Source organism: Nocardia yunnanensis, from assembly GCF_003626895.1.
Taxonomy (GTDB): Bacteria; Actinomycetota; Actinomycetes; order Mycobacteriales; family Mycobacteriaceae; genus Nocardia; species Nocardia yunnanensis.
In genome coordinates this window covers 4,787,119-4,801,150 of the sequence record NZ_CP032568.1, presented here as the reverse complement: position 1 = coordinate 4,801,150, position 14,032 = coordinate 4,787,119, and the positions used below count along the sequence as shown (strand labels likewise).

The 14,032-nt window shown below is 69.7% G+C and carries 14 protein-coding genes; 7 read left to right on the top strand and 7 right to left on the bottom strand.

Features of this window, described 5'->3' with window-relative positions:
* Positions 1 to 18 precede the first annotated feature (18 nt).
* The 4 genes from D7D52_RS22535 (at position 19) to D7D52_RS22520 (ending at position 4,481) form a co-directional block, all read left to right on the top strand.
* Positions 19 to 507 (top strand): nitroreductase/quinone reductase family protein, encoded by a 489-nt coding sequence (locus tag D7D52_RS22535; protein ID WP_120739381.1) that lies wholly within the window; start codon positions 19 to 21, stop codon positions 505 to 507.
* A 144-nt stretch (positions 508 to 651) separates the two neighbouring features.
* A complete protein-coding gene (locus D7D52_RS22530; protein WP_246023225.1) occupies positions 652 to 2,244 on the top strand; it encodes an FAD-dependent monooxygenase in 1,593 nt (530 codons plus the stop codon).
* A 120-nt stretch (positions 2,245 to 2,364) separates the two neighbouring features.
* On the top strand, positions 2,365 to 3,243 hold the full coding sequence (locus D7D52_RS22525; RefSeq protein ID WP_120739377.1) for an alpha/beta fold hydrolase: 879 nt from the start codon (positions 2,365 to 2,367) through the stop codon (positions 3,241 to 3,243).
* 53 nt (positions 3,244 to 3,296) lie between these two features.
* On the top strand, positions 3,297 to 4,481 hold the full coding sequence (locus D7D52_RS22520) for a GlxA family transcriptional regulator (RefSeq protein WP_162958480.1): 1,185 nt from the start codon (positions 3,297 to 3,299) through the stop codon (positions 4,479 to 4,481).
* Here D7D52_RS22520 and D7D52_RS22515 read toward each other — a convergent pair.
* The 5 genes from D7D52_RS22515 to D7D52_RS22495 all read right to left on the bottom strand — a co-directional run bounded on the left by D7D52_RS22515 (position 4,424) and on the right by D7D52_RS22495 (position 10,028).
* Positions 4,424 to 4,795, bottom strand: coding sequence for a DUF6188 family protein (locus D7D52_RS22515; protein WP_120739374.1), 372 nt, complete (start codon positions 4,793 to 4,795; stop codon positions 4,424 to 4,426). The two genes, D7D52_RS22520 and D7D52_RS22515, sit on opposite strands and share 58 nt — an antisense overlap.
* A 61-nt stretch (positions 4,796 to 4,856) precedes the next feature.
* The gene (locus tag D7D52_RS22510; protein WP_120739372.1) at positions 4,857 to 6,317 is read right to left on the bottom strand and encodes a GntP family permease; all 1,461 of its coding nucleotides are present in this window, start codon (positions 6,315 to 6,317) and stop codon (positions 4,857 to 4,859) included.
* Positions 6,318 to 6,344: 27 nt separating this feature from the next.
* A complete protein-coding gene (locus D7D52_RS22505; protein ID WP_120739370.1) occupies positions 6,345 to 6,986 on the bottom strand; it encodes a bifunctional 4-hydroxy-2-oxoglutarate aldolase/2-dehydro-3-deoxy-phosphogluconate aldolase in 642 nt (213 codons plus the stop codon).
* A gap of 23 nt (positions 6,987 to 7,009) precedes the next feature.
* Positions 7,010 to 8,626 (bottom strand): N-acyl-D-amino-acid deacylase family protein, encoded by a 1,617-nt coding sequence (locus D7D52_RS22500; RefSeq protein WP_120744366.1) that lies wholly within the window; start codon positions 8,624 to 8,626, stop codon positions 7,010 to 7,012.
* A 10-nt stretch (positions 8,627 to 8,636) separates the two neighbouring features.
* On the bottom strand, positions 8,637 to 10,028 hold the full coding sequence (locus tag D7D52_RS22495; protein ID WP_120739368.1) for a type III PLP-dependent enzyme domain-containing protein: 1,392 nt from the start codon (positions 10,026 to 10,028) through the stop codon (positions 8,637 to 8,639).
* A 105-nt stretch (positions 10,029 to 10,133) separates the two neighbouring features.
* Between D7D52_RS22495 and D7D52_RS22490 the strand changes: the two genes are divergently transcribed.
* The 3 genes from D7D52_RS22490 to D7D52_RS22480 are packed head-to-tail and all read left to right on the top strand — an operon-like array spanning position 10,134 to position 12,335.
* Entirely contained in the window at positions 10,134 to 11,168 is a 1,035-nt protein-coding gene (locus tag D7D52_RS22490; RefSeq protein WP_246023224.1) for a sugar kinase, read from the top strand.
* Complete coding sequence (locus D7D52_RS22485) at positions 11,165 to 11,920, top strand: IclR family transcriptional regulator (protein WP_120739366.1); 756 nt, start codon at positions 11,165 to 11,167, stop codon at positions 11,918 to 11,920. Before D7D52_RS22490 ends, D7D52_RS22485 begins: the two co-directional genes overlap by 4 nt.
* A 10-nt stretch (positions 11,921 to 11,930) precedes the next feature.
* Complete coding sequence (locus D7D52_RS22480; protein ID WP_120739364.1) at positions 11,931 to 12,335, top strand: RidA family protein; 405 nt, start codon at positions 11,931 to 11,933, stop codon at positions 12,333 to 12,335.
* 67 nt (positions 12,336 to 12,402) lie between these two features.
* On the opposite strand, the gene D7D52_RS22475 is transcribed toward D7D52_RS22480, so the two are convergent.
* A complete protein-coding gene (locus D7D52_RS22475; RefSeq protein WP_120744364.1) occupies positions 12,403 to 13,434 on the bottom strand; it encodes a hypothetical protein in 1,032 nt (343 codons plus the stop codon).
* 40 nt (positions 13,435 to 13,474) lie between these two features.
* Positions 13,475 to 13,984: a PspA/IM30 family protein gene (locus D7D52_RS39355; RefSeq protein ID WP_246023223.1), complete on the bottom strand. Its 510-nt coding sequence runs from the start codon at positions 13,982 to 13,984 to the stop codon at positions 13,475 to 13,477.
* Between the last annotated feature and the right edge of the window lie 48 nt (positions 13,985 to 14,032).

Below are 14,032 nucleotides of genomic sequence, written 5' to 3'. Positions count from 1 at the left end.
CGTCCGAGGGGAATTCCCATGTCCGCCACCGCATCCACCCGGCTCACCCTCGCGGGCCGCTTCAACCACTACTTCAGCACCTACCTCGCCCCGCTCACCCGCTTCTACGGCCGCCTGCACCGCCGCCTCTACCACCGCTTCGGCGGCACCCGCTTCACCACCCTGTTCGGCGACCCGGTCTTCGAACTCACCGTCCCCGGCCGCACATCCGGCGAGCCCCGCCCGGTCATGCTCATGCAGGTCTGGTCCGGCGACGACCTACTCGTCTGCGGCTCCAACGGCGGCAACCCCGGCACCCCCAATTGGTGGAAGAACCTCGTGGCCGCCGACCACATCACCGCCCGCGTCGGCCGCGACACCTTCCCCGTCACCGCCCGCGTCGTCACCGACGAGGCCGAATACGAATCCCATTGGCGCACACTGACGGCCGCCTACCCCCACTGCGACACCTACCGAGCCCTCAGCCCCCGACGCTTCCCCATCGCCGTCCTGACCCGCATCTCCTGACCGTCTCGGAGCATCGGATCCAGGTACACCGGAGCAATTCTTTCCCCTCTCAACGTATATCGAACCGGGGGGATTGCGGCAAGACCCCCGTCATGCCGCAATATTGCTGGCCGTAGCCACAACCCACGAAACGGAGTACTGCGAGTGCCTGAGTCGAATGCCGACGTGATCATCGTGGGCGCGGGCCCCACCGGCCTGATGCTGGCGGCCGAGCTGCGGCTGGCCGGGGTGCGGCCGCTGGTGCTGGAGCGGAGCCCGCGGCTGCGGACGGTGCCCAAGGCCAACGGTCTCAGCGGGCAGATCGTGCAACTGCTGGGCTATCGAGGACTGGCCGGGCGGCTCGCGGCGATCGCCACCGACGCCGACCCGGCGGCCGCCATCCCGTTCGGCGGCATGCACGTGAGCTTCGGCCCGCTGGCCGCGCCGCCGCTGCGGGCCATGCACCTGCCGCAGCCGAAACTCGAACAGCTGCTGGACGATTGGGCGACCGAGCTCGGCGCGGAGATCCGCCGCGGGTATCAGGTGACCGACGTGGAGCAGGACGAGACCGGGGTCACCGTCCTGGCGGACGGGCCGGACGGCCGGCAGCGGTTCGCCGCGAGCTATGTGGTGGCCTGCGACGGGGCGCGCAGCCGCGTCCGCGAACTGGCCGGAATCGATTTCCCGGGCCTCACCTACCCGGAGGTCAACCGGCTGGGCCAGCTCAGTGTGGACGACACGGTGACCCAGCTCGACACCGGCGAGCTCGCGATCGCCGGGCAGGGCACGGTTCCCACCGGCTTCACCCGTACCGAACGGGGCGTGTTCGCGGTGGGCGGGCTGTCCCCGCAGCACACGCTGATGATCCAGACCACCGAGGATGCCACCTCCGACATCGACGACAACGAGCCGATGACGCTCGCGGAACTGGGTGACAGCATCCGGCGCATCGTCGGCGTCGACCTGCCCATGCATTCCCCGATTCGACTGTCGCGCTACCAGTTCCAGGCCCGCCAGGCCGAACGCTACCGGGCCGGAAGGATTCTGGTGGCCGGTGACGCCGCCCACGCCTTCCCCGCCACGGGCGTCGGCCTCAACGCGGGCATGCTCGACGCGATCAACCTGGCCTGGAAGCTGGCGGCCGACCTGAACGGCACGGCTCCCGCGGACCTGCTCGACAGCTACCACGCGGAACGTCACTTCGCGGGCGAGCGCACCATGATGCACACCCAAGCCCAGGTGGCGTTGCGGCGCAGCGACGATCCGGCGGCGCAGGCCCTGCGCCGGCTGTTCGGCGAACTGCTCAGCGATACTCCTGCGCTGCAGCGGGTCGGCGACCTCATCGCGGGCACCGACCTGCGTTATCCGCTGCCGAATCCCAACGGGCACCCGCTGACCGGCACCGTCGTCGCCGACCTTCCCTTGCGCACGGAGACAGGTGACACGACCGTCGGCGACCTGCTCCGCACGGCCCGCCCGGTCCTGTTGATCCTCGCCGATCGCCCGGACCTGCGCGACGTCGCCGAGCGGTGGGCCGATCGCGTCGACGTCCGGACCGCCACCACGGCCGACCGCCCAGCCGACGCCCTGCTGATCCGTCCGGACGCCCACATCGCCTGGGCCGCAACGGTGGACGAGACGGCAGCGGCGGCGGGACCCGCCCTGCGCGACGCGCTGGCCACCTGGTTCGGCGCGCCCGCACCGGCGAAGGCCGCCGGGGTACGCCCTGCCGTGGCCGCCGTCGCGGTCAGCGACTGACTCGATCGGACACAGGGCTGATCGGTCCGGCCCGCGCTCTCGGCTCGGGCCGGATTCCGGCGTTCACTTTCGGCAGGCCGCGCGAATGGCCGAGCCGAAAACGCTTGGAAGGAAAGACGAATGACCGAATTCGTGACGCTGGAACACGGGCGGATCGCGTGTGATGTGACCGGCGCCGGGCCGTTGGTGGTGCTGTCGCATGGGATGGGAACCTGGCGGCGGGACTTCCGGGGTCTGGTCGAGCCGCTGGTCGCCGCCGGGTATCGGGTGGTGAACGTGGATATGCGCGGGCACGGGGAATCCAGCATGGAGTGGCCGTCGGTGACGGGGAAGGCGGCCATCAGCCGGACGGATGTGGCGCGCGATCTGCTCGGTGTGATCCGGCATTTCGGGGGTCCGGCCGTGATCGTGGGACATTCGCTGGCGGGTGGTTCGGCCACCATCGCGGCCGCGGAGGCGCCCGGGCTGGTGTCGGCGATCGTCGAGATCGGTCCGTTCACGCAGGTGTACGGCCTCGCGCTCGGGACGTTCCTGTCGAGCTCGCGCTACCGGCGCGGCATGACGGAACTGGTCGGCACGCAACTGCTGAGCTCGCCCCGGCTCTGGTTCAAGTATCTGGCGGGCGTCGCGTATCCGACCCGGCCCGCCGACCAGGACACCTATCTCTCCGAACTGCGCGAGCAACTGCGGCAGCCGGGGCGCTGGGCCGAGTTCATGAAGACCGGCAAGACCACCCCGGCCGACGCGCAGGCACTCGTGCCCGAAATCTCTTGTCCCGCACTGATCGTCATGGGTTCGGAGGATCCGGACTTCGCCGATCCGGAACAGGTGGCGCACGGGATCGTGGCCGCCATGCCGCCGGGTCTGGGGCAGGTCGCGATGGTGGAGCGCGGCGGCCACTATCCGCACGCGCAGTTCCCCGACCGGGTGGCCGCGCTGCTGATCCCGTTCCTGGACCGGCACGCGGTCGGTCACCCGGCCGGGCAGGTCGGCCACTGACCGCGTGGACGGGGCATCCGATCGGGTGGACGGGTCAGCGCCAGATCGGGTGGATGAGTCAGCGCCTGACCCTGGCGGACACTCCCCCGGGCTGCGATGATGGCCGGGTGCCCGCGCCTCGCACCATCGTCTTCGTCGTCTTCCAGGGCATGCAGATGTCCGAGTTGGCCGGGCCGCTGGACGTTTTCGCGGTGCTCAACAGCATCGCCGCGACGCCACCGGAACTCTTGCCGCCGGTCGCGCCGCCCGGCGGGCCGCAGCTGTGGCACACCGTGGCCGACCGACCGCCCTACCGCCTGGTGACAGCGTCACCGGACGGCCGCCCCCTCGCCGCCGATGGCGGCCTGACCCTGTCGGTCGAACATTCCCTGGCCGATATCGCCGCCGGCGACGACTTCGACACCCTGATCGTCGTCGGCGGGATGGTCGACGGCCCCGACGCCGCGGCGGTGGTACCGGAGCTGCCCGCGCTGGCCCGCAAGGCGCGGCGCATCTCCTCGGTCTGCGCGGGTGCGCTGCTGCTGGCCGCGGCCGGCCTGCTCGACGGCTACCGGGCCACCACCCACTGGGCCTCCACCGGCCTGATGGCGCAACACTTTCCGCGCGTCACCGTGGAACCGGACCGCATCTACGTGCGCGATCGCGACCGCTGGACCTCGGCGGGCATGTCCGCGGGCGTGGACCTGGCGTTGGCCATGGTGGAGGACGATCACGGTCGCGAGATCGCCGCCCTGCTGGCCCGGCTGCTGGTGGTGTTCGCGCGCCGGCCCGGCGGGCAGGCGCAGTTCAGCGCCCAGTTGCGCACCCAGCCCGCGCGCACGCCGGCCATCCGCGCGGTCCAGCAGTGGTTGCCCGACCACCTCGACGCCGACCTCGCGGTGGCGGCCCTCGCGGAACGGGCGGGCATGAGCGAACGGCATTTCGCCCGCGCCTTCCGGCTCGAAACCGGCAGCACGCCCGCGGCTTTCATCGAGGACCTGCGAGTGGAGGCGGCGCGGCGACTGCTGGAATCCACCGAACTGACCATCGGCGCGATCGCCCGCCAGGTCGGCTACCGGCACGGGGAGACCCTGCACCGGGTGTTCACCCGCCGCATGGCCACCACCCCCGAACGCTACCGGCAGCATTTCGCCGTCGACGGGACGCGACGCAAAACTCCGGCGAATGTCACACGCCCGGTTCAGGATTCGGCCGACCACACCGCCAGCTCGCCGCCGGGCATGCACACCACCAGGTAGCGGCCGGGGACGGTCAGGTTCCACGCCTCGAAGTACGGGTCGGGTTCCACCACCAGCCGGTGTCCGGAAGCCAGATCGATGCGCAGCTCCCCGCCGTCGGCGACCGCGGCCGCCGTGATCAAACCAGACAGCGCCGCCACCAGCTCGTCGGTGTGCGGCTCCCCCGGAATGCGGTGCAGGCTGGCGCCGGTCGGGCTGTGCACGGCCAGCTCACCCTCGATATTGAGCACGTACGCGCCGATGTCGAGGGAGAGCTGATAGGCCGTGGACGAGGTGGCAACGGCCAGAGTGGATCCGGTGATCGGCAGCTCCATACGGGTCTCCCTCTCCGCAGTGTCTGGTTCCACTGTGCCCGAACGCCGCGCCCGCCGTGACTCAGGCGAGGATCGCGAACAGCACCGCCGCCACCGCGAAACTGACCACCGACAGCACGGTTTCGAGCACCGTCCAGGTCTGCAGCGTCTGTTTGACGGTCAGGTCGAAGAACTTCGAGATGATCCAGAAGCCGCCGTCGTTCACGTGGCTGAGAATGATCGAGCCCGCCGCGATGGCCATGGCGATCAAGGCCAGCGCCACCTGCGAATACCCCTGTTCGTGCACCAGCGGCGCGACGATGCCGCCGGTGGTGACGATGGCGACCGTGGCCGACCCCTGCGCGATGCGCAGGCCGCAGCTGATCACATAGGCGAGCACGATGACCGGAAGCCCCGCCGCGGCCATGGTGTGCGCCAGCGCGGTGCCGATTCCGGTGGCGGAGATCACCTTCCCGAAGAACGCGCCCGCCCCGACGACCAGCAGCAGCATGCCCACCGGGCGCAGCGATTCGGCGGTCACGGCGCCGAGCTCCTGCACGGTCGATCCGCGGCGGATGCCGAGCACATAGAAGGCGATGAGCACGGTGATCAGCAGCGCGACGGCGGGGGTGCCGAGAAAGGTCAACACCTGCAACGGTTTCGAGCCCGCGGTGAGCAGCTGGCTGCCGAAGGTCGCGCCCAGGATCAGAATCAGCGGGATCGCGATGATGGCGCCGATCAGCGCGACCGCGGGCGGGCGCTCGACCAGCGTCGCGGTGGCCACACCGCCGCCCGCCGCACCGTCGGCCTCCCCGTCGGGTTCCTCGGATCGGTTGTCGTGCTTGCCCACCAGGAACTCGTCGGGCACCTCGACGTGAACGCGTTTGCCGATCCAACTGCCCCAGACAATGCCCGCCGCGATGAATCCCGGTATGCCGCAGACGAATCCCATGACGATCAGCCAGCCCAGGCTCACCCCGAGCAGCCCGCCCAGCGACACCGGCCCCGGATGCGGCGGCAGGAACGCGTGCGTCATGGACAGCCCCGCCAGCATGGGCAGCGCGTACAGCACCAGGGAGCGCCCGCCGCGCTTGGCGGCCACGTACACCAGCGGCGCGAGCACGAAGATGCCGATGTCGAAGAACACCGGGATGCCGAAGATGAGCCCGAGCAGGCCCATGGCGACCGGAGCGCCCTTCTCGCCGAACAGGTTCAGCAGTTTCGCGGTCAGCACGTCGGCGCCGCCGGAGCGTTCCAGGATCGCGCCGAGCACGGTGCCCAACCCGATGATCACCGCGATGTGGCCGAGGATCGACCCGAATCCGGTCTCCAGCAGGGAATCACCGGATTTCAGTGCGGTGCCGACGATCTGCGAGACCGGCAGTCCGGCGACCAGCGCCAGCCCGAGGCCGGTGAGCAGCAGGGCGATGAACGGTTCCAGTTTGAACCGGATGATCGCGATCAGCAGTACGGCGATGGCCGCACCGCAGAGCAGCAGCAGTCCCGGCGTGCTGGTCCGCAGCCAGTCCACGGTGGTGCTCATGGGATACCTCTCAGTTCACTTCTCGAGTCAGCGCAGCGCGCGGACGAATGCGGTCGCGCGCGAGGCGATGTCGGCCCAGTCGCCGGCCGCGACGGCGGCAGGCGGCACGACATCGGTTCCGGCGGTGACCGCGACCGCCCCGTGGGCGAGGAAGTCGGCGGCATTACCGGCATTGACCCCGCCGGAGGGGATCAGCCGGACAGCGGGGAACGGACCGCGCAGGTCCTTCAGATAGCCGGGGCCGAGCGCCTTGGCGGGGAAGATCTTCACCGCCGCCGCGCCCAGTTCCATGGCCCGCATCACCTCGGTGGGCGTGAAAGCGCCCATGACAACAGGGATTCCATGCCGCGCGGCCACGTCGGCGACCGCCTCGGTGATCCCGGGCGTGACCAGAAATCCCGCGCCCGCGTCGATGGCGGATTCCGCGTGCTGTGCGGTGAGCACGGTGCCCGCGCCGATCACGCCGATACCGGATGCGGCGATCGCGCGGATCGCGTCGGTGAGGCCCGGCGTGGTGAAAGTCAGTTCCACCGAACGTATTCCGGCGCCGGCCAGGGCGCCGGCCAACGCCACGGGGTCCGGAATCCGCGGGGCGCGCACGACAGTCAGCGCACGGTCGGCCAGAATCGCCTGCACGGCAAACGAATCGCCTTCCACGGCGGTGGTCATCGAATCTCCTCTCCGAGAACCAGTCATCGGGTCTCCCCGGTCGCCGCGTCCAGGCGCAGCGCGCGGCCGGCGCGGCGGCCGGTGGGTTGGCCCGCGTCCACCGCGAATTCGCCGTTGACCAGGACGTAGGGGATGCCCCGGGCCTGCTGTTTCGGCTCGTCGAAGGTCGCGGTGTCCAGGACGGTGGCCGGATCGAAGAGCACCAGGTCGGCGGCGTACCCGGCGCGGATCACACCGCGGTCGGACAGGCGCAGGCGCTGGGCGGGGCGACCGGTGCAGTGGTGGACGCAGTCCGCGAGCTCCAGGACGCCGAGGTCGCGGGTGTAGTGGCCCAGGTAGCGGGGGAAGGTGCCCCACGCGCGGGGATGCGGGCGGTCCGGGGCGAGCAGGCCGTCGGTGCCGCCCATGTGCCGGTGGTGGCGCATGATGGCGCGGACGTTCTCCTCGTGCCCGACGTGTTGCAGGATGCTGGTGGCCAGCTGATCGCGGGTCAGCAGGTCGACGAAGACGTCGGCCGGGGGCAGGCCGCGTTCGGCGGCGAGGTCGGCGACGGTGCGGCCGACGGACGCCGCCAGGTCCTGGTTGGCGACGCCGCTGATCTGAATGGTCTGCCAGTCGACGGTCACGCCGTGACAGCCGTCGGAACCGTGCACGTCGACATCTGCGATGATGCGCGCCCGGGCGTCGGGATCGGCCAGGCGCGCCAGCGCGGCATCCGGGCCACCCGACATCGCCCAGCTGGGCAGCAGCGCCGACAGCGTGGTGGAGCCGGGCAGATACGGGTAGGTGTCGAGGGTGATGTCGCAGCCCTCGGCCAGCGCCGCGTCGATCATGGCGAGGAATTCCGGTGCGCGACCGCGGTTCTCGCCGAAGTTCATGGTGGCGTGGGTCAGATGCAGGGCGACGCCGGTGCGGCGCGCCAGCTCGATCATCTCGGCGTAGGCGTCCAGCGCTCCGGCCCCGTAGGAGCGGGTGTGCGGGGCGTAGAAGCCGCCGAACTCGGCGACGACTTCGCACAGCGCCGCGAGTTCCGCAGTGTCGGCGTACATTCCGGGCGTGTAGGTCAGCCCGCTGGACATGCCGACCGCGCCCTCGGCGAGGGCCTGCCGCAACAGCAGCCGCATGTGCTGGATCTCCGCCGGTGTCGCCGCCCGGTTCTCGGCGCCGACCACCAGCAGCCGCAGCGTGCCCTGCGGCACCAGATAGGCGACATTGGGCGTGATGCCGGCGGTGTCCAGCCGGTCCAGATACTGCGCGACCGTGCGCCAGTCGAAGTCGAGATCGGCGGGATTGCCGTTCCACCCGGCGATCTGGCGGCGCACGATGTCCAGGGTGGCGTCGTCGATCGGCGCGTAGGACAGTCCGTCCTGCCCGATCACCTCGGTGGTGATGCCCTGGCTCAGCTTCGGGAAATGCCCCGGATGCGTCAGCAGGTGCAGATCGGAGTGCGCGTGCATATCGATGAAACCCGGTGCCAGCACGAGGTTCTCGCCCTCGTCCAGCATCCGGTCCGCGCCGGCGACGGTGCCGGGTGCGGCGATCTCGGCGATGCGTCCGCCGTCGACCACCACATCCGCGCGGAACCGCGGTCCGCCGGTGCCGTCGATCACGTCGATATCGCGAATCAGCAAGTCGGCCATGATCACACGCTCAGAAGAAGGTGGGCAGGAACTCGACGACCCGCGGCCGCTCGGCGTCCGCATCGTCGATCACCGGGATCAGCCGCCACTTGTCGAACGCGGTGCACGGGTGCGAAAGCCCCAGCCGCACCACGCTTCCCACCGGCACATCGGCGTCCGCACCGCCGGGCAGGAGCAGAAACGCGTGCTGATCGTTCAATGCCGAGACGTGCGCGGCCGCCGGCAGCGGGGTGCTTGCCGGTCCCGCCATCCGCTGCGGGACCGGCAACCCCTCATCGAACGGAAGATCCCGCTTGCCCGCATCCAGCAGCGCGAGTTCCGTTTCCGGGCGGGACACGCAACGTGCCCAGCCGTGCATGGCCGACCGCAGCGGACGCTCGGTGCGTCCGGCGGCCAGGGGTGAGATACCGGAGTAGAAGCCGTCGTCGTGCACCAGGTAGGCGCCGGAACGCAACACCACGGTGGTCGACACCCCGTGTGCGCCTGCCTCGTCGGCGAGTCCGGCCAGCCGCTCCACGACCAGATCCGGATACGCGCTGCCGCCGGCGGTCACGATCGCGCTGCGCCGATTCGGCCGCGTCGTCTCGCCCGAGAGCCCGGCCTCCACGGGTTGGCCGACGAACTCGTCGTATCCCCCGGCGGCCGCCAATTCCTGGTGCAGGATGGCGATTTCGTCGAGGTAGTGACGCACCGCGGCAAGGCCCGCGTCGGTGCGATCGTGGGCGAGTGCGCCCTCGTAGCCGCCCACACCGGCCAGGCGCAGGCGCGAGGATTTGCCGACCGCGGCGGCCACCTCGTGGGCGGCGGCGAGGCCGCGAGCACCGGTACGGCCGTGCGGGCCACCGAGTTCCACGAGGACATTCAGGCGGACGCCGTCCGGAGCCGCTTCCAGGTGGCGTTCCATCTCGCGTACCGAGTCGACGCCGTCCACCCAGCTGTAGAGCTCGAAGTTCGGGTCGTTCGCGATTTCCGCTGCGGCCCAGTGCAATCCGACCGGGTCGAGCAGCGCGTTGGCGAGCATGATGCGGTTCAGGCCGAGCGCGCGGCCGATCTGCGCCTGCCAGCCGGTGGCCAGGGTGATGCCCCAGGCGCCGACGTCGAGTTGCTCCCGCCAGAGCTGAGGCGACATCGAGGTCTTGCCGTGGGGTGCGAGCCGAACACCGGCGGCCCGCGCCCAGTCGGCCATGACGGCCCGGTTCGCGTCCAGCGCCGCGCGGTCCAGGGTCAGCACGGGGGTCTGCAAGTGATCCAGGTGCGGGGCGGTGGCCAGGTATTCGCGCACGGTCAGCCCCCAGGCGGCGGGCGGCAGCGATTTGTGCTGCGGACCCAGGACCACATCCGCGATGGCTTCGCTGGGGGATGCGACGGCATTGTCGGCGGCCACGACGCTCCTTCCGGTCATAGCATCAAGCCATTGCATATTTTGCAACGCTTGTTGCACATAGTGTTTCTGGTGGTTAGTCTGCACGTAACGTCCGAAAGCCGCAACCATTCGAAGGAGATTGGTGTGATCCAGCCGACCCCCCGGGCGGTCACCGTCGGCGAGGGGCTCGCGGTGCTCATCGCGACACCGGGACCGCTCGCGGACTCACTCGTGTTCGAACGGGGCGCGGGCGGCGCGGAGGCGAATGTCGCGTGCGTGCTGAGCCGGCTGGGCGTGCCGACCGGATGGCTGTCGCGGGTCGGCGACGACGGCTTCGGCCGGTACCTGATCCGGCAGCTGGGTGAACGCGGCGTGGACACCACCGCCGTCACCGTCGACGCGACCCGGCCGACCGGGATGTATGTGAAGGAACGCGGCAACGGTTCGGGTCACCCGGACGATCTGCCCGCAGGCGCGAGCCGAATGCTGTACTACCGCAGCGGTTCCGCGGCCAGCGCCCTGTCCCCCGCGGATCTGGCCGCCGCGAGCGCACTGCTCGAGCAGGCCGAACTCATTCATTTCACCGGCATCACCACGGCGCTCTCCCCCTCGGCGACCGAGCTGACCGATGCCCTGCTCACCCAGCCGCGCCGCGGCCGGCTGCTCAGCTTCGATCTCAACTACCGTCCCGCCCTGTGGGCCAGGCGCACCGAATCCGCCGCCGACATTCTGGCCCGCCACATCGGCGGCAGTGACGTGGTATTCCTCGGCGCGGACGAGGCCGAGGAGGTGTTCGGCATCGGCGACGCCGACCGGCTGCGCGCCGCCTTCCCGCAACCCCGGCATCTGATCGTGAAGAACGACCGGCATTCGGTCACCGGATTCCTCGGCGCCGACCGCCTCGAGGTTCCGGCGCTGACCCTCGAGGTGACCGAACGTATCGGCGCGGGAGACGCTTTCGCCGGCGGCTATCTGGCCGCCCTCTTGCACGGCCGGCCGCACGAGCAGCTGCTGCGCTTCGGCCACCTGTGCGCCGCGGCCGCGCTCACCGGCGCCGGCGACATCGCCGAGCTGCCGGCCGTGCCGGTCCTCGAGGCCCTGGCCGCGGTGAGCGCCGCCGAGTGGGCGCGCACCCATTACCGCCCCGGCCCGACCCTGCCCGAGAATGTGGCCTCATGAGTCAGAGTCTGCAGCGCGCCCTCACCCTGCTCGTCGAACTCGGCGAGGAGCCGAAGTCCCTGGACCAGTTGGCGACTCGGCTCGGCGTGCACAAGTCCACCGTGCTGCGGCTGCTGCAGACCATGGAGGCCGACCGCTTCGTCACCCATGACAGCGAGCACCGATATCGCCTGGGCACCAGGCTTTTCGAGCTGGCCAACCGGTCCCTGGAAGGCCGGGACGTGCGGACCGTGGCCCGGCCCCACCTGGCGGCACTGAACGCCGATACCGGGCAGACCGTGCACCTGGCCACCTACGAATCCGGCGAGGCCGTCTACATCGACAAGCTCGACGCCACCCACAGCGTGCGCATGTACTCGCGCATCGGCCGGCCGGCGGCGCTGCACTGCACGGCCGTCGGCAAGGTGTTGGTGGCCGCGCTGCCGCGGACGCTGTGGGCGGACATCGCGGCCGGTCTCGACTACCGCCCCTACACCGACCGCACCATCCGCACTCCCGAGCAGTACCTCGCGGAGCTGGAACTCGTTGCCGCCCAAGGCTTCGCCGAGGACCACGAGGAGCACGAGAGCTTCATCAACTGCGTGGCCGTCCCCATCCACGACGGCACCGGCGCGACCGTGGCGGCGCTGTCGGTCTCGGTGCCGGACCTGCTGCTCACCCACGACCAGGTGCTCGGACTGCTGCCGCGCGTGCGCGACACGGCCGAGGCCGTATCCACCGAGCTGGGCTGGAGTCCCAGCCCCGAGAAGTGAAAGGCCGACCATGAGCCAGAAGATCGCCATCCGTACCGACAACGCGCCCGCGCCCGCGCACACCTTCTCCCAGGGCGTGCGCAAGGGACCGTTCCTGCAGGTGTCCGGCCAGGGCCCCGTCGATCCGGCGACCAGCGAGTACCTGCACCCGGGAGACGTTGCCGCCCAGACGATCCGGACCCTGGAGAACGTGAAGGCCATCGTGGAGGCGGGCGGGGCGAGCTTCGACGACGTGGTGATGCTGCGGGTCTATCTGACCAAGCGCAAGGACTTCCCGATCATGAACGAGGCGTACGGCAAGTTCGTCACAGAGAACACCAGCGGGGATGTGCTGCCCAGTCGCACAACGGTTTTCACCGGCTTGCCGCGCGAGGAGATGTTGGTGGAGATCGACGCGATCGCGATCGTCGACTGACCCCGAAGGAAAAGGCTTCCCCTGAAATGTGTTTCAGGGGAAGCCTTTTGGCTGACTCCGAAGAATCTCAGTTACCCGCGAGCACGGCGAGCACCGGCTCCGACAGGAAGAACGGCTCCAGCCGCTCACGAATCAGCTTGGCCAGCACGCCGTTGCGCTTGGCGGCCTCCACCACGGCGGGCCCGTAGCGCAGGATCTCCTCGGCGATGACCTGCTCCGACAGCCCCAGCTCGGGCAGCAGGGCGGCGAGGGTGTGATCGCCGTACTTCTCGAAGAACACCTCGACGCCCTGGTCCACCAGCACGCCGACGTACTCCTTGTTGCGGGTGGTCAGCGCGATCCGGTAGATGATCAGCGCCAGATCCACCAGATCCTGCTGCGACAGGTACTCCTTGAGCCCGGCGACCGGCTCACCGGCGTGCAGATCCCAGAATTCCATGGCCGCATCGTGCACCGGGGCGTCGCGCAGCATTTCGCGGATGGCGTTGTTGGTGCGCTTGAGCGCGAATTGCGCACCCTTGCCGGCCATTTCGCCGATGAAGCTGCCACCGGCCTTCTCCGCCGCCTTGCGCGCGGACTTCGCGGCATTGGTGCCCATCGAGACCAGGGAGCCGACGCCGGGAATCTTTCCCGCGATCTGCTTGTTGGTCTCCATGAAATCGTCGACCAGCTTGTCCACGAACTTGGCGGCCACGGTCGCGATCAGGGGGCTCTCGGTCAGCCGCTCCAGAATGCGTTCCTGGGCCTGATGCATGCCGAAGATCTTCTCCAGCAGCGCCTCGACGGGTTCCCGATCCACCACGTCACCGAGGGTGTAGTCGGTGTTGGAGGCGATGTCCGCGTACAGCGAGCCGGCCAGCGCCTCGACCATGGTGCCGAGCACGGGGCTGCCGCCGATCAGATCGACGATATTGGCGACGGTGCGCTTGGCCTGATCGACCTCGACGACATCGCGGAAGATGATGGTGTCGGCGACACCGACCACGTCCCTGACGTCGCGGGCGATCACTTCGGCGAAGCGGTCGCCGCTGACCTCGGCGACAATGAAGTCGACCTGCAGATCCAGCAGCTTCTCGGCGATTTCACGAGGTTCGGTCACGGTTCCACCCATTCAAAGTTCGAAGCGGACCGCCCGGAAATTACTCGGAATCGTTGCCCTGCATCGATTGTCGAATCTGTTCCAGACGTTCCCGCGCGGCCTTGGCCCGCGCATCCCACTGTTCCTCCACGCTGCGGCCCACCGGTGTCTGCCGATCGAGTTCGCCCATCCCCTGCGAGGTGCCGTAGCGCTGCTCGACCTTATCGCGAACTGACTCGAAAGTAGGGACGCCGGTGTTCGTATATCCGCCGATCCCGGGCGCGGTGGGGATACCCGCAGGCGGTACCGGTATGCCGACGCCCATCGGACCCGTTCCCACCTGCCCGGATACGCCATCCGTCTCAGACTGCGGATAGCCCTCGCCCGGCAGGGTGTCAGGAGTCACATCGATGACATCCGGGGCATGACCGAGGGTGGCCGCCAGCGACTGCGCCACCGCGTGCAGGGCCGCCAGCCCCGCCCGGCCGTCGGAGGCGAATTCCACCACGGCCGCCAGTTCGGCGTCCGGCAGCTGGGCCAACAACGCCGCGAGTTCCTTGGCATCGCTCATGGGTTCCAGGCTACGCATACCGGACGCGCCGGCGGCCCGGCGGCGGCG

Bases quoted from the DNA above. Each gene is read 5' to 3' on its own strand.
- D7D52_RS22520 (WP_162958480.1), top strand. From the start codon at position 3,297: ATGAGTCAGCGCCTGACCCTGGCGGACACTCCCCCGGGCTGCGATGAT.
- D7D52_RS22515 (WP_120739374.1), bottom strand. From the start codon at position 4,795: ATGGAGCTGCCGATCACCGGATCCACTCTGGCCGTTGCCACCTCGTCC.
- D7D52_RS22505 (WP_120739370.1), bottom strand. From the start codon at position 6,986: ATGACCACCGCCGTGGAAGGCGATTCGTTTGCCGTGCAGGCGATTCTG.
- D7D52_RS22500 (WP_120744366.1), bottom strand. From the start codon at position 8,626: ATGGCCGACTTGCTGATTCGCGATATCGACGTGATCGACGGCACCGGC.
- D7D52_RS22485 (WP_120739366.1), top strand. From the start codon at position 11,165: ATGAGTCAGAGTCTGCAGCGCGCCCTCACCCTGCTCGTCGAACTCGGC.
- D7D52_RS22480 (WP_120739364.1), top strand. From the start codon at position 11,931: ATGAGCCAGAAGATCGCCATCCGTACCGACAACGCGCCCGCGCCCGCG.
- D7D52_RS22535 (WP_120739381.1), top strand. From the start codon at position 19: ATGTCCGCCACCGCATCCACCCGGCTCACCCTCGCGGGCCGCTTCAAC.
- D7D52_RS22525 (WP_120739377.1), top strand. From the start codon at position 2,365: ATGACCGAATTCGTGACGCTGGAACACGGGCGGATCGCGTGTGATGTG.
- D7D52_RS39355 (WP_246023223.1), bottom strand. From the start codon at position 13,984: ATGAGCGATGCCAAGGAACTCGCGGCGTTGTTGGCCCAGCTGCCGGAC.
- D7D52_RS22495 (WP_120739368.1), bottom strand. From the start codon at position 10,028: ATGACCGGAAGGAGCGTCGTGGCCGCCGACAATGCCGTCGCATCCCCC.
- D7D52_RS22510 (WP_120739372.1), bottom strand. From the start codon at position 6,317: ATGAGCACCACCGTGGACTGGCTGCGGACCAGCACGCCGGGACTGCTG.